Origin of the sequence: Kitasatospora sp. NPDC057940 (assembly GCF_042887425.1) — a bacterium.
Taxonomy (GTDB): domain Bacteria; phylum Actinomycetota; class Actinomycetes; order Streptomycetales; family Streptomycetaceae; genus Kitasatospora.
Map to the genome: position 1 here is coordinate 282,908 of NZ_JBHVPH010000007.1, position 23,627 is coordinate 306,534.

The window sequence follows — 23,627 nt, forward strand, 5'->3', positions numbered from 1 at the left end:
GTGTTCACACCCCCCCTCCCCTATCTCCTCGTTGTACGGGCCCCCCAACCCCGTGCCCCGCCCCACTAGAGCCCGGCCCGTTCCACGACTGGGCGGGCGGGTCGGGGGGAATTGGCCCTTCCGTGGAGATGGTTCGTCATGGGACGATCCAGGCCCGGGGGAAAGGTGGGACCTCATGACCTTCGTCATCGCGTTCCTGGTCGCACTCGTGGCCACCATCATCGGCACGACCGTCTTCCTGGGGCGCCGAGAGCGCGCCCGCAGCGGCCACTCGGACGACACCGAGGGGCTGCTGATCGAACACCAGCGAACCGCGCATGCCGCCCAACTGCGCGGGACGTACTCCAGCCAGGCCGTCCACCACGGCACCGGGCTGATCAGCGACGACCTGCACAAGCACTACTCCTAGGCCTCAGCGCACCACGCCGGTGAGGCGCTCGCGGAGGTGCACACAGCCGCCCCAGGGAGGAGAACCATGACCCCGGACACCGCCGCCGCCCGCCGCGCGCTCGCCGACCGGCTGGAGGCGGACGGCGCCCTGACCGGCCCGGCACTGCGGGCGGCCGTGGAGGCCGTGCCCCGGGAGCCGTTCCTGCGCCCCGGGGTGTTCGTGTCCACTGGCAGGCGCCGCTGGCGTCCGGTGACCGAGCCCGATGCCGACCCTGCCGAGTGGGTCGAACTCGCCCACAGCAACCGGTCGCTGGTCACCCAGCTCAACGGCCATCTGACCGCCGACCAGGTCTCCGCACCCGTCCGGGGCTTCCCCACCGCCTCCACCACCGCCCCGGCCGCCACCGTCCGCATGATCGACACCCTGGGCGCCGAGGACGGGCACACCGTGTTGGAGATCGGCACCGGCACGGGCTACTCGACGGCCCTGCTCCGCCACCTCCTCGGCGAGCGCAACGTCAGCACCGCCGAGGGCGATCCCGAGGTCACCCACGACCGGGTGATCGCCACCCACGCGGTGCGCCGCATCCCCTACGCCTGGGTCCGGCGGACCAGGCCGGGAGGCGCGATCCTGGCCACGGTCGGCACCTGGCCCGAGGGCGCAGGCCTCGCCAGGGTCACCGTCGCCGCCGACGGCACCGCCGACGGCCGGTTCATCGGCCGTTCCACCCTCCCGCCCGTCCGACCCGAGCCCCTGGCCGCGCGGGTCGGGGGCCGCGCGGCCCCGGCGGGGGCGGCCGCGCCGAAGCGGCCGGCGCACGTCTCCCCCACCCTCCTCAACGAACCGACACCGGCCATCCTCGCCCAACTCGCCTTCCCTGAATCCAAGTTCACCGTATCGGTCGGGGCGGACCTGGAGTCGATCTACTGCCTGGCCACCCCCGGATCCGTCGCCGAGGTCGCCGACGACACCTACGGCTGGACGGTCCACCAGAGCGGACCGGTCGCCCTGTGGGACGAGGTCGAGCGCATTCTCACCGCCTGGCAGGAGGCGGGCCGCCCCGACCTCACCGCCGTCCGCCTGCGGATCACCGACCGGGCGACCCGCTACTGGATCGACGGCCACCCCGCCCTCCGCTGGGAACACGCCGCCATCTGACTTACCGACAGAACGCCTCCGGGAATCGGGTGATCTCGGGACGGCGGGGCCGACCGATGGAATGCTGTGGCTCGGTCCGACCACCGCAACCACCCGGGGAGTCACCCATGCCGCTGTTCGGCAGCCGCAAGAACCTTCCGAGGCCGCTGTGCGACGAGCACGGCCCGTGCCAGGAGCTGGCGAAGATCTCGGTCTTCGAGGTCCGGGACCGGCTGCGGCTCCTGATCACCAGGAGCCGCGGCCTGGGGCCCGATCCGATGGCGCGGCAGATCGACGACGAGCTGTCGGTCGTCCTCTGCGTGGACGCCGGCAAGCGGGCCGGCAAGACCGAGGCCCTGTCGATAGCCGAACACGCCGCCGACCAGTGGAGCATCAGCCGGGCCGAGCTGTGGGAGCGGGCCTTCGCGAACCTGGCCGGCGAGCAACTGAACCGGCAGGTCTTCGACGCGTCCAACGGCGACACCATCCACACCGTCAACGGCACGGGGGCCTGGCCCGGAGCCGCCCACGCGCTGCGCCTGGAGAACGCCCTGGGAGGGGGCATCGAGCTGCCCAACGGGGCCCTGGTCGCCCTGCCGACGAACAACACGCTCTGCGCGGTGCCGATCCGCACCAGCCTGTCACTGAACGCCATCCGCTTCCTGATCGACCTGTCGAAGGAGCTCGCGGCCGGCGATCCGGCCCCGCTGACCCCGTCGCTCTTCTGGTACCGGGACGGCTGGATCGAGAACCTCAACGTCGGCTCGGACGGCTTGATGCGGGTGTCGCCCCGCTTCCGGGACATGGCGAACGCCCTGCCCGCCGGCTGACCCGACCGGCCACCGAAAACCCGCTGGCCCGACGGCCCCCTTTGCGTCAGAATGACGATATGAGCGAGATGCGCGTGGGGAGCCCTGCCGACGTCCGTAGCCGGGCGGAGCTGGCGGCGCTGACGGCCGCCGGGGTGCGGCCGAAGTGGCTGATGTTCTGGGGGCACACCGAGCGGAAGGGCGGGGGGACGCGGCGGGAGTGCCTGAGCCAGTGGTGGCCCGGGGAGTTCACCGTCGACGGGGTCGCGTACGCGTCCGCCGAGCACTGGATGATGGCGGGGAAGGCCCGGATGTTCGGGGACGAGGCCATCGAGCAGCAGGTGCTGGCGGCCCGCACGCCGGCCGAGGCCAAGAAGCTGGGGCGGCTGGTCGCGAAGTTCGACGACGCGGCCTGGACGGCCGGCCGGTTCGAGCTGGTCGTCGAGGGGAACGTCGCGAAGTTCGGCCAGGACGAGGCGCTGCGCGCCTACCTGCTGGGCACCGGCGACCGCGTCCTGGTCGAGGCCAGCCCGGTGGACCGGATCTGGGGCATCGGGCTCGCGGCCGACGACATCCGCGCGGAACGGCCCGACGAGTGGCGGGGGTTGAACCTGCTCGGCTTCGCCCTGATGGAGGCCCGGGCGCGGCTGGCCGCATGAGGGCGGTCGGCCTGGTGCTGGACGGCACGGTGGTGGTGTCGGCCGCCGCCGCGCTGGCCCTGGCGCCCGGGGTGTGGCGGCGGGAGGTCCGGCCGGGGCGCGGGGGGCGCTTCGGCCCGGAGGGGGCGCTGGCGCTGGTCGTGGCGCTCGTCTACCTGAACCAGGTGCTGTTCGCCGTGTACGTGCAGCGGGTGCGGGGCGGGAGTACGGCGTTCATCGCCCGCCACCTGCCGCCCGGGTGGTTCGACGTGCCGCGCGGCAACCCGGCGGTCGACTGGCTGGCGGCGCACTTCCCCGCACCCGAGCTGCTCGCGCCCACCGTGCTCCGCGTCCAGGCGTTCCTCGAACTCCCGCTGGTGCTGCTGGCGTTCGCCGCCGTGCTGCGACGCCTGGACCACGGCCTCTACGTCCGGACGATGCGCTCGCCGCTGACCGGGCTCGCGGCCGCCTCGTACACGGTGGCGTTCTGCGCCGTGGAGTGGGACCTGCGGAATCCGTACACGGTGGACGACATCGTGCTGCGGACGGCCTCGGCGCTCGTCACACCGCCGCTGCCCGTCTGGCTGGCCTCTCGCGAACGGGCCCGGCCACCCCGCGGCCCGGTGCTGTTCACGCTCGACCTGTGGGCGTTCGGCACGCTGATGCTGACGCTGTACGACACCGCGCTGCTGTACGACCTGGCCCGGCTCGGCGACCATCTCACCGGCGCGCTGGTCGCGTTGGCGGTCCTGACCGCCACCCGGTTCGTGCCGTGGAGCGGCGGTCCGGCCGGCCCGCACACCACCGCGCTGACCGGCACGCTCGGGCGGGCCCTCGTGCTGTTCTTCGTCCCCGCGCTGGCCGTCCGCTACGGCGTCTCCTTCGGCACCCCCGAACTGGCGGCCGCCGCGGGGCTCGTGGTGCTCCTGCCGGCGGTGCGGACGGTCCGCCTGGTCCCCGCCGCCGTGGTCGGGGCGGCCGTCGGGTACGCCGTCGCCGCGGTCGCGCCCGGCTCGTACTACGAGGCGACCCTGCTGCGGAGCGCGACCGGCGCACTTCTCGCAACGACCGCCGTCTGCGCGCTCCTTGACACCAGTCGCGCACGACTGGACGTGCTCCCTTAACTCCCCCGCCACATAGCGACGCCAGGATGTCCCGCAGTCAGGGGAGAGATGGACGGGGTGGGGCGATCATGCGCATGCGGCCGACGGCACAACCTGCGGGCCAGGACCCGGAGGGCGAGCAACAGGCGTACGAACTCCGGGCGGAGCTGGACGAGTTACTGCGCGCGAGCCGCTACGCGAGCCAGCGGGAGCGGCGGTTGAACGAGGCGATCCGGGCGTCGCCGGGCCGCCAGCGGCCGGACGGGGACCTGCTGCGGCAGCTGGCCCAGGCGCGCACCCTGCGCGAGGGCCTGGGTGCCCGCTGCCTCCAACTCAGCGATCGGCTGGAGGCGTTGGAGAACCGGCTGCGGAGCCGGCAGCCGGAGCCGCAACCGGCCCAGGCCCCGCCGCCCCAGGACCGGCCCGGGCGATCCGACCGGCCCGACATCGGCGCCCTCGCCGAGCGGGTGGCGGCCCTGCACCGTGCCGGCGCCTTCGCCGAGGCGACGGAGCTGCTGTCCCGGGCGGCCACCGGCCTCGATCCGGCGGACGCCGCGCTGCTGGCCGGCATGCTCTCCCGGCGCGGCCCGACGGGCGCGTCCCTGCACCTGGCCAGGAGCGCCGCGCAGTGCGCCCCCGAGCAGGCGGTGGCGATGCTGGCGGAGTTGCGCGAGCTGGGGCTGGCGGAGGAGGCGACGGAACTGTTCCACGCGTTCTGGGGCTACCCGGCGTCGGCCCTGCCCGCCCTGCTGGCCGCGCTGGAGCGGGCCGGGCAGGGCGCGGACGGCGCGACGCTGCTGTGGGAGTGGGGTTCGGCGCCGACGCCGGAGCTCACGGCGCTGGCGACCGGCCTGCGCCGCACGGGCCGGCACGCCGACGTGCGGACGCTGCTGCGCCAGGCGGCCGGCCGGCCGACGGCGGAGCTGGCTGCGCTGGCGACGGAGCTGCCGACCGAGCTCGCGACCGTCCTGCTGCACGAGCTGGCGGCGCTGCGCCCGCCGGTGGAACTGGTCAAGCTGGCGGCCGCGTTGGAGAGCAGCCCGGAGCTGTACGGGCGGCTGCTCGCCGCGCTGCTCGCCGACGGCGCCCGGCACCGGACGACGCTGGCCGCCCTGCGCAGCACCGGCCTGCCGACCGAACCGGCCGCGGCCCCCCGTTCCCGCTGGGGCAGACGGTGAGCAGGGAGCGGAAGCGGTGAGCAGGGGGCGGAAGCGGCGGGAACGCGCGGGAGCCCCCGCCCGCCCCGGACGGACCGGGGCGGGCGGGGGCTCCAGACGGGCGGAGCGGGCTCAGCAGCCGATCAGCCGCGCGCCCAGGTACGCCTTGACCTGGTCGAGCGAGACGCGCTCCTGCGACATGGTGTCGCGGTCACGGACGGTCACCGCGTTGTCCTCGAGGGTGTCGAAGTCGACGGTGACGCAGAACGGCGTGCCGATCTCGTCCTGGCGGCGGTAGCGCTTGCCGATGGCGCCGGCGTCGTCGAACTCGACGTTCCACGCGGTGCGCAGGTCGGCGGCGAGGCCGCGGGCCTTCGGGGAGAGGTCGGCGTTGCGCGACAGCGGCAGGACGGCGACCTTGACCGGGGCCAGGCGCGGGTCGAGCCGCATGCCGACGCGCTTCTCCATGACGCCCTTGGCGTTGGGCGCCTCGTCCTCGAAGTAGGCGTCGATCAGGAAGGCCAGCATGGCGCGGTTGAGGCCGGCCGCCGGCTCGATGACGTACGGGAAGTACCGCTCGCCGCTCTCCTGGTCGAAGTACTTGAGGTCCTGGCCGGACGCCTCGCTGTGCACCCGCAGGTCGTAGTCGGTGCGGTTGGCGACGCCCTCCAGCTCGGAGAACTCGCTACCACCGAAGTTGAAGCGGTACTCGATGTCCACCGTGCGCTTGGCGTAGTGGGAGAGCTTCTCCTTCGGGTGCTCGAAGAAGCGCATGTTCTCGGTGCGCAGGCCCAGGCCGACGTACCAGTCCCAGCGCTGCTGGAGCCAGTACTCGTGCCACTGCTCGTCCTCGCCCGGCTTGACGAAGAACTCCATCTCCATCTGCTCGAACTCGCGGGTGCGGAAGATGAAGTTGCCGGGGGTGATCTCGTTGCGGAAGCTCTTGCCGGTCTGGGCGATGCCGAACGGCGGCTTCTTGCGCGACGTGGTCTGGACGGCCTTGAAGTTGGTGAAGATGCCCTGGGCGGTCTCGGGCCGCAGGAAGGCCAGGCCGCTGGCCTCCTCGGTGACACCGAGGTGGGTCTTCAGCATGCCCGAGAAGTCCTTGGGCTCGGTGAACTGGCCCTTGGTGCCGCAGTCGGGGCAGTTGACGTCCTTGAGGCCGTTCGGCGGCGGGAAGCCGTGCTTGGCCTCGTACTTCTCCTCCAGGTGGTCGGCCCGGTGGCGCTTGTGGCAGGAGAGGCACTCGGTCAGCGGGTCGTTGAAGGTCTGGACGTGGCCGGAGGCCTCCCAGACCTCGCGGGCCAGGATGACCGACGAGTCGAGTCCGACGACATCCTCACGGGCCTGGACCATCGTGCGCCACCACTGGCGCTTGATGTTCTCCTTCAGCTCGACACCCAGCGGCCCGTAGTCCCAGGCGGCACGCGTGCCGCCGTAGATCTCGCTGCAGGGGTAGACGAAGCCACGGCGCTTGCTCAGGCTGACGATCGTGTCGATCTTGTCGGCGGCCACAGTGCTCTCTTCAGTACGTACGGCACGGTCAGGGCACGGCTGGTTGCGCGTACCCGAATACCTCAGGTTACCGGCCATATGGGTACGGGGTTCAAATCGGTATCGTCCGACCCCTCCCGGCCACGGCCACCTGCCGTTCACCCGTCCGAGTGAGTTGACAATCATTTCCAGATAAGATGAGAATGATTGTCATGATGATCGGACGACGTACCCGCAGCTCCATAGCCATCGCCGCCACCGCCCTCACCGCCTCCCTCGTCCTGACCGCCTGCGGTGGCAGCAGCAGCGCCCAGAGCGCCGACGGCAAGCTGAAGGTCGTCGCCTCCTTCTACCCGATGGAGTACCTGGCCCAGCAGATCGGCAAGGAGCACGTCGCGGTCACCGACCTCACCGCGGCCGGCGTCGAGCCGCACGACCTGGAGCTCACCGCCAAGCAGGTCGCCACCGTCCAGAAGTCCGACGCGATCATCTACCTCAAGGGCCTCCAGCCCACCGTCGACCAGGCCGTCGGCCAGTCCTCGGCCAAGTACAAGATCGACGCCACCGCCGCCAGCCCGCTGGTCGACCACCACCTCGACGAGGGCATCACCGAGACCGACGGCCACCAGCACGACGGCCCGGCCGGCGACCCGCACATCTGGCTCGACCCGACCCGCTACGCGGCGATCGCCAAGAGCGTCGGCGACGGCTTCGCCAAGGCCGACCCGGCCCACGCCGACGACTACCGCAAGAACACCGACGACCTGGTCGGCCGGCTGACCGCGCTGGACCAGGAGTTCCGGGACGGCCTGAAGGACGCCAAGTCCAAGACCTTCGTCACCAGCCACGCCGCCTTCGGCTACCTCGCCGACCACTACGGCCTCACCCAGGTCGCCATCAACGGCGTCGACCCCGAGTCCGAGCCCACCCCGGCCCGCCTCGCCGAGGTGCAGAAGGCCGCCAAGGACAACGGCGTCACCACGATCTTCTTCGAGACCCTGGTCAGCCCCAAGCTCGCCGACACCGTCGCCAAGGACCTCGGCCTCAAGACCGCCGTCCTGGACCCGCTGGAGGGCGTCAAGGACCCGGCCAAGGAGGACTACCTCTCGGTCATGAAGCAGAACCTGGCCAACCTCCAGGCCGCCCTCGGCGCCACCCCCGCCACGACCGGCACCACGCCCACCGCGACCGGCACCCCCACCAGCTGACGGGACGACAGCACCATGACCCACCCGATACCCCCGGCCGTCCGCCTCCGCGACGCCGTCGCCTCGCGCGGCGGTCGGCCGGTGCTGCGCGGCGTCGACCTCACCGTCCAGCCCGGCGAGGTGGTCGCCCTGCTCGGCGCCAACGGCTCCGGCAAGTCCACCACCGTCAAGGCCGTGATCGGCTCCGTCCCGCTGGGGCAGGGCACGCTGGAGCTGTTCGGCATCCCGTACGCCGGCTTCCGCGCCTGGCACCGGATCGGGTACGTCCCGCAGCGCACCACCGCCGCCTCCGGCGTGCCGGCCACCGTGCGCGAAGTGGTCTCCACCGGGCGGCTGCCGCAGCACCGGCTGCTGCCGTTCCGCCGCCGGGACCGCGCGGCGGTGGACCGCGCGCTCGCCGCCGTCGGCATGCTGGAGCGCGCCGGGGACGGCGTCGCCGACCTGTCCGGCGGCCAGCAGCAGCGGGTGCTGATCGCCCGCGCCCTGGTCGGCACCCCCGACCTGCTGATCATGGACGAGCCGATGGCCGGCGTGGACGCCGCCAGCCAGCAGGTGCTCGCCGACACCCTGCGCGCCGAGGTCTCCCGCGGCGCCGCCGTCCTCCTCGTGCTGCACGAACTCGGGCCGCTGGAACCGCTGATCGACCGCGCCGTGGTGCTGCGGGACGGCTGCGTCGCGCACGACGGCCCGCCCGTGCCCAACACCGGACTGCACGCGCTGCCCGGCCACGACCACGTGCACCCGCACGCCGACCACACCCCGCCGAGGCTGCTGGCATGACCGAGATGCTCTCCTACGACTTCATGCAGCGCGCCCTGCTCGCCGCCGTCCTGGTCGGGATCACCGCCCCGGCCGTCGGCATCTACCTGGTGCAGCGCCGGCAGGCCCTGATGGGCGACGGCATGGGGCACGTCGCGATGACCGGCGTCGGCCTCGGCTTCATCTTCCAGACCAGCCCGGTCTGGATGGCCGTGCTGGTCTGCGTGCTCGGCGCCGTCACGATGGAACTGGTCCGCTCGCGCGGCAACCAGCGCGGCGACATCGCCCTGGCGATGCTCTTCTACGGCGGCATGGCCTGCGGCAAGCTGCTCGTCTCGCTCTCCGCCCAGGCCGGCGCCGGCTCGCTGGAGAGCTACCTGTGGGGCTCCATCCTCACCGTCGCCCCGACCGACCTGATCACCATCGCGGTGCTCGGCGCGGTCGTCGTCGCGGTCACCGTCGGCCTGCGCCGGCAGCTCTTCGCGATCTGCCAGGACGAGGACTTCGCCCGGGTCACCGGCCTGCCGGTGCGCACGCTCAACCTGCTGCTCGCGGTGATGGCCGCCGTCACCGTCACCGTCGCGATGCGGGTGGTCGGACTGCTGCTGGTCAGCGCCCTGATGGTGGTCCCGGTGGTCGCCGCCCAGCAGCTCACCCGGTCCTTCGCCGCCACCCAGGCGGCCTCGATCGCGCTCGGCGTGGTGGTCTCGCTGGCCGGCGTCACCGGCTCCTACCACCTCAACGTGCCCTCCGGCCCGGCCATCGTGCTGCTCGCCATCGCGGTCTTCGCGGTGTTCAGCCTGCTCGCCGCGCCGCTCGCCCGGCGGCGCCACCGCAGGGGCGCCGCGGACCCCGGACCGAAGGTCTGCGACGTCGCCCTGCCGGAACAATTCCCGGGTCAATCACCGGATCAGATCCCCGGGCAGATCCCGGGGCAACTCCCGGGGCAACTCCCGGGCCGCGGTTCCTCCGACGCGATCACTCCGGAGCGGGGGGCAGGGCTGGCACAATGAGGTGCGAGACGCCCACCACCCCAGGAGGACCCACGGTGACCACCGCAGGCCCGTCGCCGCGCGCCCGCTCGACCCGGCAACGTGCCGCCGTCTCGGCGGCCCTGGACGAGATCGAGGACTTCCGCAGCGCGCAGGAGCTCCACGACATGCTCAAGCACCGCGGGGACTCCGTCGGTCTGACCACGGTCTACCGCACCCTCCAGTCGCTCGCCGACGCCGGTGAGGTGGACGTGCTGCGCACCGCCGACGGCGAGGCCGTCTACCGCCGGTGCAGCAGCGGGCACCACCACCACCTGGTGTGCCGGCACTGCGGCGCCACCGTCGAGGTGGAGGGCCCGGCGGTGGAGCGCTGGGCCAACGCGGTCGCCGCGGAGCACGGGTTCAGCGACATCGCGCACACCCTGGAGATCTTCGGCACCTGCGCGGAGTGCGCCAAGAAGGCCTGAGCAGCGGAGCACCGGTACGGCGAAGGGCCCGTGGGAGCGATTCCCACGGGCCCTTCGCCGTACCTCCGCCGTGCCGCGTCAGCGCTGGGTGGGCAGGTCCAGCGGCTCGGGCTGCACCTCGTTCGGGATCGCCCCGCCGAAGCGGCGGTCGCGCCTCGCGTACTGCTCGCAGGCGCGCCACAGGTCGCGGCGGTCGAAGTCCGGCCAGAGCACGTCCTGGAACACGAACTCGGCGTACGCGGACTGCCAGAGCAGGAAGTTGGAGGTGCGCTGCTCGCCGCTGGGGCGCAGGAACAGGTCCACGTCCGGCATGTCCGGGTGATACATGTACTTGGCGAGGGTCTTCTCGTTGACCTTCTTCGGGTCCAGCTTCCCGGCGGCGACGTCGGCCGCGAGGGCCGCCGCGGCGTCCGCGAGCTCGGCCCGGCCACCGTAGTTGACGCACATGTAGAGCGTGACGGCGTCGTTGTCCTTGGTCTGCTCCTCGGCGACCTGGAGCTCCTGGACGACGCTCTTCCACAGCTTCGGCATCCGGCCCGCCCAGCGGACCCGCACGCCCATCGCGTCCATCTCGTCGCGGCGGCGGTGGATGACGTCCCGGTTGAAGTTCATCAGGAACTTCACCTCGTCGGGCGAGCGCTTCCAGTTCTCGGTGGAGAACGCGTACAGCGAGATGTTCTTCACGCCGAGCTCGATCGCGCCCTTGAGGACGTCCAGCACGACCGATTCGCCGACCTTGTGGCCCTCGGTGCGGGGCAGTCCGCGCTCCTTGGCCCAGCGGCCGTTGCCGTCCATCACGATGGCGACGTGGTCGGGGACCAGCTCGCCGGGAATCTTCGGGGGCTTTGCGCCACTGGGGTGCGGGGTCGGGGGGAGGTACTCCCTCTGTTTGCCGCCGCCGAAGAGCCGTCGCGCTGCCATGTGCTCACTTCTCCACGTATCTCATCGAGCGGATGCCCCGCTCCAAATGCCACTGCAGATAGGCCGCGACCAGGCCGCTGCCCTCCCGCCAGTACCTCGGCTCGCAGGAATCGGCCGTCTGCCAGTCCCCTGACAGCAGCGCCCCGAGCAGTACCAGTGTCTCAGGGGAGGGTACGGCACATCCGGGCACTCGGCAGTCCGGGCAGAGGACCCCGCCCGCGGGCAGGGAGAAGAAACGGTTCGGCCCCTCCAGCCCGCATTTGGCGCAGTCCGTGAAGCTCGCGCCGTACCCGTTCACCGCGAGCGAGCGCAGCAGGAAGGCGTCCATCACCAGGTGCGACTCGTGCAGCCCGGCCGCCAGCGTGCGCAGGGCGCCCACCAGCAACAGGTACTGCTGGACGGCCGGTTCGCCCTCGTTCTCGGCGAACCGCTCGGCCGTCTCCAGCATCGCCGTCCCGGCGGTGTAGCGGCCGTAGTCGGTGACGATCGAACCGCCGTACGGCGCGATCGTCTCCACCTGGGTGCACAGCGGCAACCCGCGGCCGATCAGCTCACTCCCCCGGCTGAAGAACTGCACGTCCACGTGCGAGAACGGCTCCAGCCGGGCGCCGAACTTGGACTTGGTCTTGCGCACCCCGCGCGCCACCGCCCGCACCTTGCCGTGGTGCCGGGTCAGCAGGGTGATGATCCGATCGGCCTCGCCGAGCTTCTGCGCCCGCAGCACGACGCCGTCGTCCCGGAAAAGACTCATGGGAGCCATTCTCCCCCACGGCGCGCCCCGGCCGCCGACAGCCGTGTTGCCCGCACCGAGTCCGTGGGGGAGGACCGAGCGGTGCGGGTCACGGCGGGCCCGGAGGGGGATTGCGGGCCCGTTTTGTGGGGGATCGGAGATGGCTCGGGGGTTGCGCGGCAGGCCCGGCACCGCGGAGCGGGCCCGGTACTGCGGAGGACGTCCGTCCTGCGCAGGAGGTCAGGGTTGCTGCGGAGAAGGTCTAGTACGGAGCCCGGGTCGCCGCCTCCAGCAGCGCCCCGACCCGCGACTGCGGTAGATCCAGACAGCGCCCGACCGCGGCCAGCGCCTCGCGCTCCTGCGGCAGGTAGCGCCCGTCGGACAGGGCGATCGCCGCGCCCTGCAGCAGCAGCCGCTCCCGGCCCTGGTGGGCCAGGTGCGGGGCGAGCGGTTCGAGCACCGCGTGCAGTTCCACGGCCAGGCCGCCGGCCATCCCGTGGGCGTCGTAGAGTTCGCCGCCGAGCCCGGACAGCGCGGCGAGCGCGGCCAGCACCTGGGCCTCGCCGCAGTCCTCGAACCCGGCCTCGCGCACCGCCGTGCAGGCTGCCTCGCGGGCCGCGCGGTGCGCGGTGCCGCCGGCCGCGAGCAGGGCGAGCGCGATGGTGTACTGCGCGTCCCGCAGCATCGCGCCGAGCCGTACCGAGGTGGGCTGTTCCAGGCTCTCGACGCCGTAGCGGCCGTGGCAGCTGGTGCACTGCACGCTGCCGATCACCGGGCCGAGCGGGGCCACCGGGGTCCCCAGCAACCGCAGCCACCGCCGACCGTGCTGCCGGCGGTAGTTGCGGTCCCCGCCACAGCCCGGGCAGAAGAAGTCACCGAGAACGTCAGTCCGCCACCGCGGGCGAACACCCCACAACCTGGTCACGGCGCCACTCCCCAGACATGGCAGACGGCCTGCACAACAATGGGCAGGTCACGCGACCGGACACCGAGGCCGTCCCACCGACCCGGCTTTCCGGTGGATCGATGTTGCCATGGTTACCGGCACGTGTCAGTACCTCGAACGGCTTCCGACCCGAAAAAATGTGGCGCAGGACACAACTGGCCCCAGGCGCGGCGAAGGGCCGCCCCGGAGGACGGCCCCGCCACATCTCACTCGTACGAACTACCCGCGCTGTGCCCGGTTGACGGCGCTGATGATCGCCTTCAGCGAGGCCAGCACGGTGTTGCCGTCGATGCCGACGCCCCACAGCACCTTGCCGTCCACCGCGCACTCGACGTACGCGGCGGCCTGGGCGTCGCCGCCCTCGCTCAGCGCGTGCTCGGCGTAGTCCAGGACGCGGACGTCCAGGCCGATCCGGGCCAGCGCGTCCGTGAAGGCGGAGACCGGGCCGTTGCCGACACCGGTCAGGGTCACCGGTACCGAGTCCACCAGCGCGCCGGCGATCAGCGCGTCCCGGCCGTCCTCGGTGGTCAGGGTGCGCGAACCGCTCAGCGAGATCCGGCCCCACGGGTTGTCCGGGGTCGGCAGGTACTCGTCCTCGAAGACCCGCCAGATCTCGGCCGGGGTGACCTCGCCGCCCTCGGCGTCGGTCTTGGCCTGGATGATCCGGGAGAACTCGATCTGCATCCGGCGCGGCAGGTCCAGCTTGTGGTCGTTCTTCAGGACGTACGCCACACCGCCCTTGCCGGACTGGCTGTTGACCCGGATGACCGCCTCGTAGGTGCGGCCGACGTCCTTCGGGTCGATCGGCAGGTACGGCACGCCCCAGGTGTGCTCCCCCACCGGGACGCCCGCCGCCGCGGCGTCCGCCTCCAGGGCGTCGAAGCCCTTCTTGATCGCGTCCTGGTGCGAGCCGGAGAAGGAGGTGTACACCAGGTCGCCGGCGTACGGGTGGCGCGGGTGCACCTCCATCTGGTTGCAGTACTCGGCGGTGCGGCGCACCTCGTCGATGTCGGAGAAGTCGATCTGCGGGTCGATGCCCTGCGAGAACAGGTTCATGCCCAGGGTCACCAGGTCGACGTTGCCGGTCCGCTCGCCCTGGCCGAACAGGCAGCCCTCGATGCGGTCCGCGCCCGCCATGTAGGCCAGTTCGGCGGAGGCGACGGCGGTGCCGCGGTCGTTGTGCGGGTGCACCGACAGGCAGACGAACTCGCGGCGCGACAGGTTGCGCGACATCCACTCGAACTGGTCGGCCTGCACGTTCGGGGTGGCCCGCTCGATGGTGGCCGGCAGGTTCAGGATGATCTCGCGGCCCTCGCCCGGCTGCCAGACGTCCATGACCGCCTCGCAGACCTCCAGCGCGAAGTCCAGCTCGGTGTCCACGAAGATCTCCGGCGAGTACTGGTAGCCGAAGACGGTCTCCTCGCCCAGCAGCTTCTCCGCGTACTCCATCACCAGCCGGGTGCCGTCGGTGGCGATCGCCTTGGTGGCGGCCCGGTCGTTGCGGAACACCACCCGGCGGAACAGCGGCGCCGTCGCGTTGTACAGGTGGACCGTCGCGCGCGGGGCGCCGACCAGCGACTCGACGGTCTTCTCGATCAGCTCCTCGCGGGCCTGCGTCAGCACCGAGATGGTGACGTCCTCGGGGATCGCCCCCTCCTCGATCAGCGACCGCACGAAGGCGTGGTCGGTGGCGCCGGAGGACGGGAAGCCGACCTCGATCTCCTTGTAGCCCATCGCGACCAGCAGGTCGAACATCTTGCGCTTGCGGGCCGGGGACATCGGGTCGATCAGCGCCTGGTTGCCGTCCCGCAGGTCGGTGGAGAGCCAGCGCGGCGCCTTGGTGATCACCTTGCTCGGCCAGGTGCGGTCCGGCAGGTCCACGGTGTCGAACGGCAGGTAGCGCCCGTACCGCATGCCGGAGGGCAGCTGGCGCACGGACGCGGCGGTGATCGGGGTGGGGCGGTCGACGAAGGCGCGACCGGCGGGGATGGGCGCGGCGGAGCTCTGCTCGGTCATGGAATGACTCTCGGCTTCCTGTGATGCGTGGTGCGGGGGCGGGTCGGGGTGGTCGACACCGACTGGCCGGCAGCTGCCGCTCGCGACCCTCCGTTGGATCGCCGGATGACGCGCACAGCTCGATCCCCGCGGCGAGGGAGCCGGCCCTGTGGACTACAGGCCCTCGACGCGGCAGCTAAGAAGAAGCAGCCCGTTGCGCATGATGGCCCCAGCGTAACCCAGGGCCGCGCGCCCCCGAAGTGATCCGGGCCACCGTTCCACCCCTTGAGACACCGACCGGTCGCGCCAAGAGTGGTGACAACCGGTCATCGAAGCCTCACCCTGGGCCACATGACTGCAGCAGTTCCGATCTGCGCGATCGTCCCGCCGTACGTCCTGGACCGCCTCGCCGAGGCCGGTCACGAGCCCGCCGTCCGCTCCCTCCTGCTCGACACCGCGCACCGCGCGGCCCGCCTCGCCCCTCCCCCGCCCGTCAGCACCGGCCCGACCCCCAGCCGGCTGATCGCCGACACCGCCCACAGCCAGCGGCTGCCCGGCCGGACCGTCCGCACCGAGGGCCAGGCCCCGGTCGCCGACCAGTCCGTCAACCACGCCTACGACGGCCTCGGCGACACCTTCGCCCTGTACGCCACCGTCTTCGGCCGCCGCTCGATCGACAACCGGGGGCTGCGCCTGGACGCCACCGTGCACTACGGCCAGGACTACGACAACGCCTTCTGGAACGGCCACCAGATGGTCTTCGGCGACGGCGACGGCGAGATCTTCGGCGACTTCACCGCCTGCGTCGACGTCATCGGCCACGAACTCACCCACGGCGTCACCCAGTTCACCGCCGGCCTGCAGTACCAGGACCAGCCCGGCGCGCTCAACGAGTCGGTCTCCGACGTCTTCGGCTCGCTGGTCAAGCAGTACTCGCTGGGCCAGGACGCCGCCCACGCCGACTGGCTGATCGGCGCCGGCCTGCTCGCCCCCGGCGTCCAGGGCGTGGCGCTGCGCTCGATGAAGGCCCCCGGCACCGCCTACGACGACCCCCGGCTCGGCAAGGACCCGCAGCCCGCGCACATGCGGGACTACGTGGACACCACCGACGACAACGGCGGCGTGCACATCAACTCCGGCATCCCCAACCACGCGTTCTACCTGCTGGCCACCGCCCTCGGCGGCCAGGCCTGGGACCGCGCCGGGCGGATCTGGTACGACGCCCTGACCGGCGGCCGGCTCACCGCCGGCGCCGACTTCACCGCCTTCGCCCGGGCCACCGTGGCCGCCGCCAAGGCCCGCTACCCCGACCAGCCCTCGGTGGCGGACACCGTGACGGCCTCCTGGGCGCAGGTCGGCGTCAGCCCCGGCTGAACCCCCTCAGGCCCCGGCCGAACCCCTCGGACGGCCCCGAGCGAGGACGGTTGAGGCCGGGTTGAGCCGCGCTTAAGGTCACGGTCCGGGAAAAGACCGGCAAACTCCCTCCCCTGGTAGCACCATGGACACCATGCGTATCCAGGTGACCCGGACCGGCGGCTTCGCGGGGATCGTCCGCCATGCGGAACTCGACACCGTCGACCGCACGGACGCCCCGCACGTCCACGCGCTCGCCCGCGAGGCCGTCGCGGGCGGGCTGCGGGCGCCCTCGTACGGGGTGCCGGACGGCTTCCACTACGAGATCACCGTCGACGGCCGGACGGTCTACTGCGCCGACCCGAAGCTCACCGACTCGCAGCGCGAACTGGTGTCGCTGGTCCTGCGCGAAGGCGCCTGATCCTGCCTGATCCCGCTTGATCCTGCTTGACCCCACCGGCCCCGGACACGCCGAAGGCCCGCCCGATCGACGGATCCGGGCAGGCCTTCGCTGGGAGCCGGGGCTCAGAAGCCGAGCTTGCGCAGCTGCTTCGGGTCGCGCTGCCAGTCCTTGGCGACCTTGACGTGCAGGTCCAGGAAGACCGGCGTGCCGAGCAGCGCCTCGATGTGCTTGCGGGCGGTGGTGCCGACGTGCTTGAGCCGCGCGCCCTTGGCGCCGATGACGATCGCCTTCTGGCTCTGCCGCTCGATGTAGACGTTGGCGTGGATGTCCAGCAGCGGGCGGTCCGCCGGGCGGCCCTCGCGCGGGAGCATTTCCTCGACCACGACGGCCAGCGAGTGCGGCAGCTCGTCCCGGACGCCCTCCAGGGCGGCCTCGCGGATCAGCTCCGCGACCATGATCTGCTCGGGCTCGTCGGTGAGGTCGCCGTCCGGGTAGAGCGGCATGCCCTCCGGCAGCAGCTTGGTGATCAGGTCGCCGACCAGTTCCACCTGCTTGTCGCCGACGGCCGAGACCGGGATGATCTCGGCCCACTCGATGCCCAGTTCCTCACCGAGCTGGTGGATCGCGATCAGCTGCTCGGCGAGCCGCTTGGAGTCGACCAGGTCGGTCTTGGTGACGATGGCGACCTTGGGGGTCTTCTTGACCTCGGCGAGTTCCTTGGCGATGAACTTGTCGCCGGGGCCGAGCTTCTGGTCGGCGGGCAGGCAGAAGCCGATCACGTCGACCTCGGCCCAGGTGCTGCGGACCAGGTCGTTGAGGCGCTCGCCGAGCAGGGTGCGCGGCTTGTGCAGGCCGGGGGTGTCGACCAGGACGAGCTGGGAGTCCGGGCGGTGCACGATGCCGCGCACGGTGTGCCGGGTGGTCTGCGGGCGGTCGGAGGTGATCGCGACCTTCGTCCCCACCAGAGCGTTGGTCAGGGTCGACTTGCCCGCGTTGGGTCGGCCGACGAAGCACGCGAAGCCGGAGCGGTACGAGGAGGAAGGGGCACTCATGTGCTCCATTCTCCCTGATCACCGGAGTCGCGCTGTCCGGGCCCGCCCGCACCGCCCGATCAGCCCTTGCGGCCGCCCCGCGAGACCACCGACATCACCACCAGCAGCACCAGGAAGGCGACCGAACCCCAGAGCCAGTACGGCGAGCCGGTCTCCTGCCACTTGCCCATCCCCATCACGAACAGCAGCAGCCCGGCGAAGAACGCCACCGCCCCCATGTGCCCAGCCCCCTCACCGAGTTCACTCCCCCGGTGAGACTATCGGCTCGGTTCGGGCAGGTGTTCGCCAGGCCGCCGCCGTCACCCGCCGCAGCGGGCCCCAGCAGACCCCCGGCGGCCCCAGCAGCCCTCAGCGGGCCTCGGCCGCCACCCGCAGCGTCCCGTCCACACCGGCCAGCAGCACGGGCGTCCCGGCCCCGCCGAGGTCCCGGACGGCCGCCAGGTCGGCCTCGGCCGGCTGCTCCGCCTCGCTCACCACGGCCGCCGCCTCCAGCGACTTCGCGCCGCTGGCCACCGCCATCGCCACCGCCGTCTGCAGCGCGCTCAGCCGGAGCGACTCCAGCGCGACCGTCCCGGCCACGTACGTCCGGCCGGTCTCGTCACGCACCGCGGCCCCCTCGGCGACGCCGTTGCGGGCGCGGGCCGAGCGGGCCAGGGTGATGATCTTCTTGTCTTCGGGGTCGAGCTCGACGATGTCACTCATGCCGCCGAGCATAGGCGGCCCCCGCGGCCGCTCAGTGGCCGACCGGGTGGGTCGGACCGGGGTTCGGGTTGAGGACCTTGACGAAGGTCTTCGGACCGGACGGCCGCGCCGCCTCGTGCTCCGTGCGCTCGCGCCAGAACGGGTTGTCGTGCGGCAGGTGACTGCTCACCCGGCCGTACATCCCGAAGGTCGTCAGGATCACTCCGAAGATGAAGGCGAACAGCACGTTCGACATCCGGAAGTTCAGGATGTTGGCGTCCGGCCGCCCGAGCACCGTCAGGCCGTAGAAGCCGGACAGGACGAACAGCACGCCGACCACCATGTTCAGGTTGGACGCGAAGTTGCCGCCGACCACCGCCCCCGCCACCAGGATCGCGCCCGCCACGATGGACAGGATGCTCAGCGCCCCGTTGGTCGACAGCCCGGCGATCCGGTCGCCGTGGGTGGCGAGGAAGCCCGGGTGATCGGCCAGCCCCAGGCACCCGAACACGATCAGGAAGATCCCCCCGAGCCCCGCCCCGATCCGCCACACCGTGGCGAGCCGGCTGTTCACGGGCAGTTCGTCTTGCAGCTTCATGGTGACCTCCACCATGGCCTGGCCGGCCTACCGGCCACGCCGGCCTAGCTGTAGGGATGGCTCCCCTGCATGTGCGGCACCTCGTGCATGTAGAGCGAACCGCACTGCTGGCAGCAGCGCAGCCCGGTGCCCCACTCCTGCTCGGGCCGCGTCTCGGCGTCGTCGGCCAGGCTGCGGCCGCAGAGCGCCACCGCGGGGTCTCCGTCGCGCACCACGTGCCAGACCTTGACCCCGCCGGTCGCACCCTGCGGGCCGTACTCCGCGCGAAGTTGATGCGTCATGCTGTCCATGGTCGCTCCGCCCGGGCGCGACCGCTACTCGCCGGGTTCGACCCCGGCCTCCGCGGCCTTGCGGACCGGGGTCGCGACCATCGAGCCGATCCGGTTGCGGCGCCCGGCCGAGGACTCGGCGGTCAGCAGGATGCCGGTCAGCCCGGTGCCGGCGGGCTCGGGCAGCGGGATCTCGCAGGCCGAGCCGGGGATCGGCACCCGGCCGAGGTGCTTGGCCAGCAGGCCGCCGACGGTCTCGACGTCCTCGTCCTCCAGCTCGATGCCGAACAGCTCGCCCAGGTCCTCCACCAGCAGCCGGGCGGTGATCCGGTACGAGCCGTCGCCGAGGTCCTCGACCGGCGCGATCTCCCGGTCGTACTCGTCGGTGATCTCGCCGACGATCTCCTCCAGGACGTCCTCGATGGTGACCAGGCCGGCCGTGCCGCCGTACTCGTCGATCACGATCGCCACGTGCGAGCGGCGCTGCTGCATCTCGCGCAGCAGGTCGCCGGCCGGCTTGGAGTCCGGGACGAAGACGGCCGGGCGCATCACCGCGCCGACCTCCTCGGACTCCGCCTCCCGGTTGATGTGGGTGCGCCGGACCAGGTCCTTCAGGTAGACGATGCCGACCACGTCGTCCTCGCTGTCCCCGACCACGGGGATCCGCGAGAAGCCCGAGCGCAGCGCCAGGGTGAGCGCCTGCCGGACGGTCTTGTGCCGCTCGATCATCACCAGGTCGGTGCGCGGCACCATCACCTCGCGGACGATGGTGTCGCCCAGCTCGAAGACGGAGTGCACCATCCGGCGCTCCTCGTCCTCGATCAGGTCGTCCTTCTCGGCGAGGTCGACCAGCGCCCGCAGTTCGGCCTCGGAGGCGAACGGCCCCTCCCGGTAGCCCTTGCCCGGGGTCAGCGCGTTGCCGAGCAGGATCAGCAGCCGCGGGATCGGGCCGAGCACCGCGGCCAGCGGCAGCAGCACGAAGGAGGCGGCGGTCGCGGTGGTGAGCGGGTGCTGGCGCCCGATCGTGCGCGGCGAGACCCCCACCGCGACGAAGGACACCAGCACCATCACGCCGAACGCCAGCAGCACGGCCTGCCAGATCGGCTCCACGTTGCGCACGCACACCACGGTGACCAGGACGGCCGCCGCCATCTCGCTGGCCACCCGGATCAGGGTCGCCAGGTTGAGGTAGCGGATCGGGTCGGACGCGACGGTCAGCAGCCGGGCCGAGCCGCGCCGCCCGGCCCGCACGGCCTCCTCCGCCCGGAACCGGGAGACCCGGGAGATGCCCGCCTCGGCGCACGCGGCCAGCCAGCCGAGGACGACGAGGAGCACGGCACCCAGGATGAAGCTCGTACTTTCACCACTCACAGGAGTTCGGGCTCCGCGCTCAGTGGGTGGTGGGGGCCGGGGAGAGACCACCGAGGCCCCGGCCCGCCCGCCAGTCGTCCAGGATGCGCTTCTGGAGGGCGAACATCTCCTCCTCCTCCTCGGGCTCCTCGTGGTCGTACCCGAGGACGTGCAGCACCCCGTGGACGGTGAGCAGTTGGAGCTCCTCGTCCATCGAGTGCTTGGAGGGGGCCGCCTTGCCCTGCTGCTCGGCGACCTCCGGGCAGAGCACGATGTCGCCGAGCAGGCCCTGCGGCAGCTCCTCGCCCTCCTTGCCGGGACGCAGCTCGTCCATCGGGAAGGACATCACGTCGGTGGGGCCGGGGAGGTCCATCCACTGGATGTGCAGCTCCTCCATCGCCGCTCCGTCCACCAGGATCACGGACAGTTCGGACTGCGGGTGGATCCGCATCTTGTCCAGGGCGAAGCGGGCGACGTCGAGGATGGCTTCCTCATCGGCGTCCCAACCGGACTCGTTGGCGATGTCGATCGACATGACGGGCTGCGTACTCAGCTTTCGGTGCGATGGGACTGGCGGGGTGCGCGGGAGCCGCGCCGCTGGGCCGGCTTGCGGGCGGGCGAGGGGTTCTCCTCGGCCTCCTGCTTGGCGTCCCAGCGTTCGTAGGCGTCCACGATCCGGCCGACCAGCTTGTGGCGGACCACGTCGGTGCTGGTGAGGACGGAGAAGTGGATGTCGGGCACGTCGACCAGGATGTCCTGGACGACCTTGAGGCCGCTGCGGGTGCCGCCCGGGAGGTCGATCTGGCTGGTGTCGCCGGTGACCACCACCCGGGAGTTGAAACCGAGGCGGGTGAGGAACATCTTCATCTGCTCGGGCGAGGTGTTCTGGGCCTCGTCCAGGATGATGAAGGCGTCGTTGAGGGTGCGGCCGCGCATGTACGCCAGCGGCGCGACCTCGATGGTGCCGGCCGCCATCAGGCGCGGGATGGAGTCCGGGTCCATCATGTCGTGCAGCGCGTCGTACAGCGGGCGCAGGTACGGGTCGATCTTCTCGTAGAGGGTGCCGGGCAGGAAGCCCAGCCGCTCCCCCGCCTCGACGGCCGGGCGGGTCAGGATGATCCGGTTGACCTCCTTGGCCTGGAGGGCCTGGACGGCCTTGGCCATCGCGAGGTAGGTCTTGCCGGTGCCGGCCGGGCCGAGGCCGAAGACGATCGTGTGCTTGTCGATCGCGTCGACGTAGCGCTGCTGGTTGAGGGTCTTGGGGCGGATCGTGCGGCCCCGGTTGGACAGGATGTTCGCGGTGAACACCTTGGACGGCGCCGGGCTGTCCGGGTCCTCCGCGGCACCGCGGAGCATGGCGATGGAGCGCTCCACGGAATCCTCCGTCAAGGGCTGGCCGGTGCGCAGCACCAGCATCATCTCGGTGAAGAGCCGCTGCACGAGGGCGACCTCGGCGCGCGCTCCGGTGGCGGTCACCTCGTTGCCGCGGACGTGGATGTCGGCGGCGGGGAAGCCCTGCTCGATCACGCGCAGCAGCGAGTCCGCCGTGCCGAGCAGGGTGACCATCGGGTGCTTCTCGGGGATGACGATCCGGGCGCTGACACGACCGTCCTCGGCCGGTTCGGGGCGCGACTGTCCGTTCGTACGGGTCTGCGATGTGTCACTCATAGGTCGGCGCTGGGCCTGCCTCATCCCATCCGTGGTGTCGTGTGCCGATCGGTCTCTCCGGGGCACCAGGGTACGCCGCGCACGTGGTCGTCGCGGCGGGCGGCGGGGCCGCACCCGACGATGCTGCGGCAGATCGGGGAGCGGCGCGAGCGCTTTTCACGGGGTGCGGGCCGGGTTCACGGCTGGCGCCGGACGGGGACGGGCACCCGGGTGAGGTCGGCGGCGACCACCAGCTCGCCGTCGAAGTGCTTGCGGGCGTCGGCCAGGTGCTGGCCGAGGTCCGGGTAGCGCTGGGAGAAGTGGGTCAGCACCAGGGTGCGCGCGCCGGCCTCGGCGGCGGCCTTGGCGGCCTGCCCGGCGGTGAGGTGGCCGTGCTCCTCGGCGAGCCGGGCGTCGGCGTCGGTGAAGGTCGACTCGGCGACCAACAGGTCGGCGCCCTCGGCGAGTTCGTACACGCCGTCGCAGAGCCGGGTGTCCATCACGAAGGCGAAGCGCTGGCCCGGCCGGGGCTCGCTGACCTCCTCCAGGGTGACCCGCCGGCCGTCCGCCTCGATCGCCCCCTCGTGCTGGAGGCGGCCGACGGCGGGGCCGAAGACGCCCAGCGCGGCGAGGCGTTCGGGCACCAGGCGGCGGCCGTCCGGCTCGGACAGCCGGTAGCCGAAGGACTCCACGGGGTGGGACAGCCGTACGGCGTCCAGCGCGAAGCGGGCGCCGGGCGCGGGCAGCGGGCCCGGCTCGTCGATCGGCCGGGGCCGCAGGACGGCCGTCTCGTGGTAGGCGGTGGCGTGCCGCAGCCGCTCGAAGTAGACCTCGCCGGAGGCCGGGAAGTAGACGTCCACCGGGTGGGGGACGCGGTCCAGGTTGATCCGCTGGATCACCCCGGCGAGGCCCAGGCAGTGGTCGCCGTGGAAGTGCGTCACGGCGATCCGGGTGATCTGGGTGGCCGAAACGCCGGCCAGCAGCATCTGCCGCTGGGTGCCCTCGCCGGGGTCGAACAGCAGGCCCTCGCCGTCCCAGCGGAGCAGGTAGCCGTTGTGGTTGCGGTGCCGGGTGGGCACCTGGCTGGCGGTGCCGAGGACGACGAGTTCGCGCTGTGACACGTAGGTCAGACCATGTTCTCGGTCATCGGCTTGCCGCCGAGCACGTGGACGTGGGCGTGGAAGATCGTCTGGCCGGCGCCGGCGCCGGTGTTGAAGATCAGCCGGTAGTCCTCGACGCCCTCGTCCCTGGCCACCGCGCCCGCCTCGGCGAGGAGTTCACCGGCGATCTCCGGCTCGGCGGCGGCCAGCGCGGCGGCGTTCGGGTAGTGGACGTGCGGGATGACCAGGACGTGCAGCGGCGCCTTGGGGGCGATGTCGCGGAAGGCGAGGACGCGCTCGGTCTTGCGCACCACGGTCGCCGGGATCTCGCCCGCAACGATCTTGCAGAACAGGCAGTCGGGCTGCGGCTCGCCGGCCATCGGCTTCTCCTCGGTTCGTGTCTGGTCTGGGGCCGTACGGGCGCAGC

General features: G+C 71.9%; 27 protein-coding genes. 12 read left to right on the forward strand and 15 right to left on the reverse strand.

What is annotated here, in order from left to right; translation table 11 throughout:
- Positions 1–175 precede the first annotated feature (175 nt).
- The 6 genes from ACFVTF_RS14810 to ACFVTF_RS14835 all read left to right on the forward strand — a co-directional run bounded on the left by ACFVTF_RS14810 (position 176) and on the right by ACFVTF_RS14835 (position 5,256).
- Complete coding sequence (locus tag ACFVTF_RS14810) at positions 176–409, forward strand: hypothetical protein (RefSeq protein WP_387813643.1); 234 nt, start codon at positions 176–178, stop codon at positions 407–409.
- Between the two features lie 66 nt (positions 410–475).
- Positions 476–1,549 carry a methyltransferase gene (locus ACFVTF_RS14815; protein ID WP_387813645.1) on the forward strand — a complete coding sequence of 358 codons (1,074 nt, stop codon included), beginning with the start codon at positions 476–478 and terminating at the stop codon, positions 1,547–1,549.
- Positions 1,550–1,656: 107 nt separating this feature from the next.
- Positions 1,657–2,358, forward strand: coding sequence for a hypothetical protein (locus ACFVTF_RS14820; RefSeq protein WP_387813647.1), 702 nt, complete (start codon positions 1,657–1,659; stop codon positions 2,356–2,358).
- 59 nt (positions 2,359–2,417) lie between these two features.
- Positions 2,418–2,996 carry an NADAR family protein gene (locus ACFVTF_RS14825; protein WP_387813649.1) on the forward strand — a complete coding sequence of 193 codons (579 nt, stop codon included), beginning with the start codon at positions 2,418–2,420 and terminating at the stop codon, positions 2,994–2,996.
- The gene (locus ACFVTF_RS14830) at positions 2,993–4,099 is read left to right on the forward strand and encodes a hypothetical protein (RefSeq protein ID WP_387813651.1); all 1,107 of its coding nucleotides are present in this window, start codon (positions 2,993–2,995) and stop codon (positions 4,097–4,099) included. The genes ACFVTF_RS14825 and ACFVTF_RS14830 overlap by 4 nt, the downstream gene beginning before the upstream one ends.
- A gap of 68 nt (positions 4,100–4,167) precedes the next feature.
- Positions 4,168–5,256, forward strand: coding sequence for a hypothetical protein (locus tag ACFVTF_RS14835; RefSeq protein WP_387813653.1), 1,089 nt, complete (start codon positions 4,168–4,170; stop codon positions 5,254–5,256).
- Positions 5,257–5,367: 111 nt separating this feature from the next.
- On the opposite strand, the gene ACFVTF_RS14840 is transcribed toward ACFVTF_RS14835, so the two are convergent.
- Complete coding sequence (locus tag ACFVTF_RS14840) at positions 5,368–6,750, reverse strand: glycine--tRNA ligase (RefSeq protein WP_371516888.1); 1,383 nt, start codon at positions 6,748–6,750, stop codon at positions 5,368–5,370.
- Between the two features lie 191 nt (positions 6,751–6,941).
- Here ACFVTF_RS14840 and ACFVTF_RS14845 point away from each other — a divergent pair, with 191 nt between their 5' ends.
- From ACFVTF_RS14845 to ACFVTF_RS14860, 4 genes are read left to right on the forward strand one after another with little or no spacing between them, the layout of a single operon-like run.
- On the forward strand, positions 6,942–7,937 hold the full coding sequence (locus ACFVTF_RS14845; protein WP_387813655.1) for a metal ABC transporter substrate-binding protein: 996 nt from the start codon (positions 6,942–6,944) through the stop codon (positions 7,935–7,937).
- Between the two features lie 15 nt (positions 7,938–7,952).
- Positions 7,953–8,717, forward strand: a complete 765-nt coding sequence (locus ACFVTF_RS14850) for a metal ABC transporter ATP-binding protein (protein ID WP_063347507.1) — start codon at positions 7,953–7,955, stop codon at positions 8,715–8,717.
- The gene (locus ACFVTF_RS14855; RefSeq protein ID WP_387813657.1) at positions 8,714–9,709 is read left to right on the forward strand and encodes a metal ABC transporter permease; all 996 of its coding nucleotides are present in this window, start codon (positions 8,714–8,716) and stop codon (positions 9,707–9,709) included. The genes ACFVTF_RS14850 and ACFVTF_RS14855 overlap by 4 nt, the downstream gene beginning before the upstream one ends.
- 35 nt (positions 9,710–9,744) lie before the next feature.
- Complete coding sequence (locus ACFVTF_RS14860; RefSeq protein ID WP_350878206.1) at positions 9,745–10,155, forward strand: Fur family transcriptional regulator; 411 nt, start codon at positions 9,745–9,747, stop codon at positions 10,153–10,155.
- A gap of 78 nt (positions 10,156–10,233) precedes the next feature.
- Here the strand turns inward: ACFVTF_RS14860 and ACFVTF_RS14865 are convergent, their stop codons facing one another.
- The 4 genes from ACFVTF_RS14865 to leuA all read right to left on the reverse strand — a co-directional run bounded on the left by ACFVTF_RS14865 (position 10,234) and on the right by leuA (position 14,768).
- Positions 10,234–11,076, reverse strand: coding sequence for an isoprenyl transferase (locus ACFVTF_RS14865; protein ID WP_371516891.1), 843 nt, complete (start codon positions 11,074–11,076; stop codon positions 10,234–10,236).
- A gap of 4 nt (positions 11,077–11,080) precedes the next feature.
- The gene (gene recO, locus ACFVTF_RS14870; protein ID WP_063347510.1) at positions 11,081–11,827 is read right to left on the reverse strand and encodes a DNA repair protein RecO; all 747 of its coding nucleotides are present in this window, start codon (positions 11,825–11,827) and stop codon (positions 11,081–11,083) included.
- Positions 11,828–12,068: 241 nt separating this feature from the next.
- Positions 12,069–12,611, reverse strand: a complete 543-nt coding sequence (locus ACFVTF_RS14875) for a TerB family tellurite resistance protein (RefSeq protein ID WP_350878207.1) — start codon at positions 12,609–12,611, stop codon at positions 12,069–12,071.
- Between the two features lie 360 nt (positions 12,612–12,971).
- A complete protein-coding gene (gene leuA, locus ACFVTF_RS14880; RefSeq protein ID WP_350878208.1) occupies positions 12,972–14,768 on the reverse strand; it encodes a 2-isopropylmalate synthase in 1,797 nt (598 codons plus the stop codon).
- Positions 14,769–15,098: 330 nt separating this feature from the next.
- Here leuA and ACFVTF_RS14885 point away from each other — a divergent pair, with 330 nt between their 5' ends.
- Together ACFVTF_RS14885 and ACFVTF_RS14890 are read left to right on the forward strand one after the other, a co-directional pair.
- Positions 15,099–16,121 (forward strand): M4 family metallopeptidase, encoded by a 1,023-nt coding sequence (locus ACFVTF_RS14885; RefSeq protein WP_387813660.1) that lies wholly within the window; start codon positions 15,099–15,101, stop codon positions 16,119–16,121.
- Positions 16,122–16,254: 133 nt separating this feature from the next.
- On the forward strand, positions 16,255–16,521 hold the full coding sequence (locus tag ACFVTF_RS14890; protein ID WP_063351090.1) for a protealysin inhibitor emfourin: 267 nt from the start codon (positions 16,255–16,257) through the stop codon (positions 16,519–16,521).
- A gap of 104 nt (positions 16,522–16,625) precedes the next feature.
- Here ACFVTF_RS14890 and era read toward each other — a convergent pair whose 3' ends face one another.
- From era to ACFVTF_RS14940, 10 genes are all read right to left on the reverse strand, one after another.
- On the reverse strand, positions 16,626–17,555 hold the full coding sequence (gene era / locus ACFVTF_RS14895) for a GTPase Era (RefSeq protein ID WP_063347514.1): 930 nt from the start codon (positions 17,553–17,555) through the stop codon (positions 16,626–16,628).
- 59 nt (positions 17,556–17,614) lie between these two features.
- Complete coding sequence (locus ACFVTF_RS14900; protein WP_159398424.1) at positions 17,615–17,773, reverse strand: hypothetical protein; 159 nt, start codon at positions 17,771–17,773, stop codon at positions 17,615–17,617.
- Between the two features lie 130 nt (positions 17,774–17,903).
- The gene (locus ACFVTF_RS14905) at positions 17,904–18,257 is read right to left on the reverse strand and encodes a hypothetical protein (RefSeq protein ID WP_063351091.1); all 354 of its coding nucleotides are present in this window, start codon (positions 18,255–18,257) and stop codon (positions 17,904–17,906) included.
- Positions 18,258–18,288: 31 nt separating this feature from the next.
- A complete protein-coding gene (locus ACFVTF_RS14910; RefSeq protein WP_371516893.1) occupies positions 18,289–18,834 on the reverse strand; it encodes a DUF4383 domain-containing protein in 546 nt (181 codons plus the stop codon).
- Positions 18,835–18,878: 44 nt separating this feature from the next.
- Positions 18,879–19,115 carry a hypothetical protein gene (locus ACFVTF_RS14915; protein WP_371516894.1) on the reverse strand — a complete coding sequence of 79 codons (237 nt, stop codon included), beginning with the start codon at positions 19,113–19,115 and terminating at the stop codon, positions 18,879–18,881.
- Between the two features lie 33 nt (positions 19,116–19,148).
- Positions 19,149–20,474, reverse strand: a complete 1,326-nt coding sequence (locus ACFVTF_RS14920; protein ID WP_371516895.1) for a hemolysin family protein — start codon at positions 20,472–20,474, stop codon at positions 19,149–19,151.
- A 19-nt stretch (positions 20,475–20,493) separates the two neighbouring features.
- Positions 20,494–20,988, reverse strand: a complete 495-nt coding sequence (ybeY, locus tag ACFVTF_RS14925) for an rRNA maturation RNase YbeY (RefSeq protein WP_063347517.1) — start codon at positions 20,986–20,988, stop codon at positions 20,494–20,496.
- A gap of 14 nt (positions 20,989–21,002) precedes the next feature.
- A complete protein-coding gene (locus tag ACFVTF_RS14930; protein WP_371516896.1) occupies positions 21,003–22,121 on the reverse strand; it encodes a PhoH family protein in 1,119 nt (372 codons plus the stop codon).
- A gap of 176 nt (positions 22,122–22,297) precedes the next feature.
- On the reverse strand, positions 22,298–23,221 hold the full coding sequence (locus tag ACFVTF_RS14935; protein WP_387813664.1) for a ribonuclease Z: 924 nt from the start codon (positions 23,219–23,221) through the stop codon (positions 22,298–22,300).
- Positions 23,222–23,226: 5 nt separating this feature from the next.
- Positions 23,227–23,580, reverse strand: a complete 354-nt coding sequence (locus ACFVTF_RS14940; protein WP_350878214.1) for a histidine triad nucleotide-binding protein — start codon at positions 23,578–23,580, stop codon at positions 23,227–23,229.
- Positions 23,581–23,627: the final 47 nt, after the last annotated feature.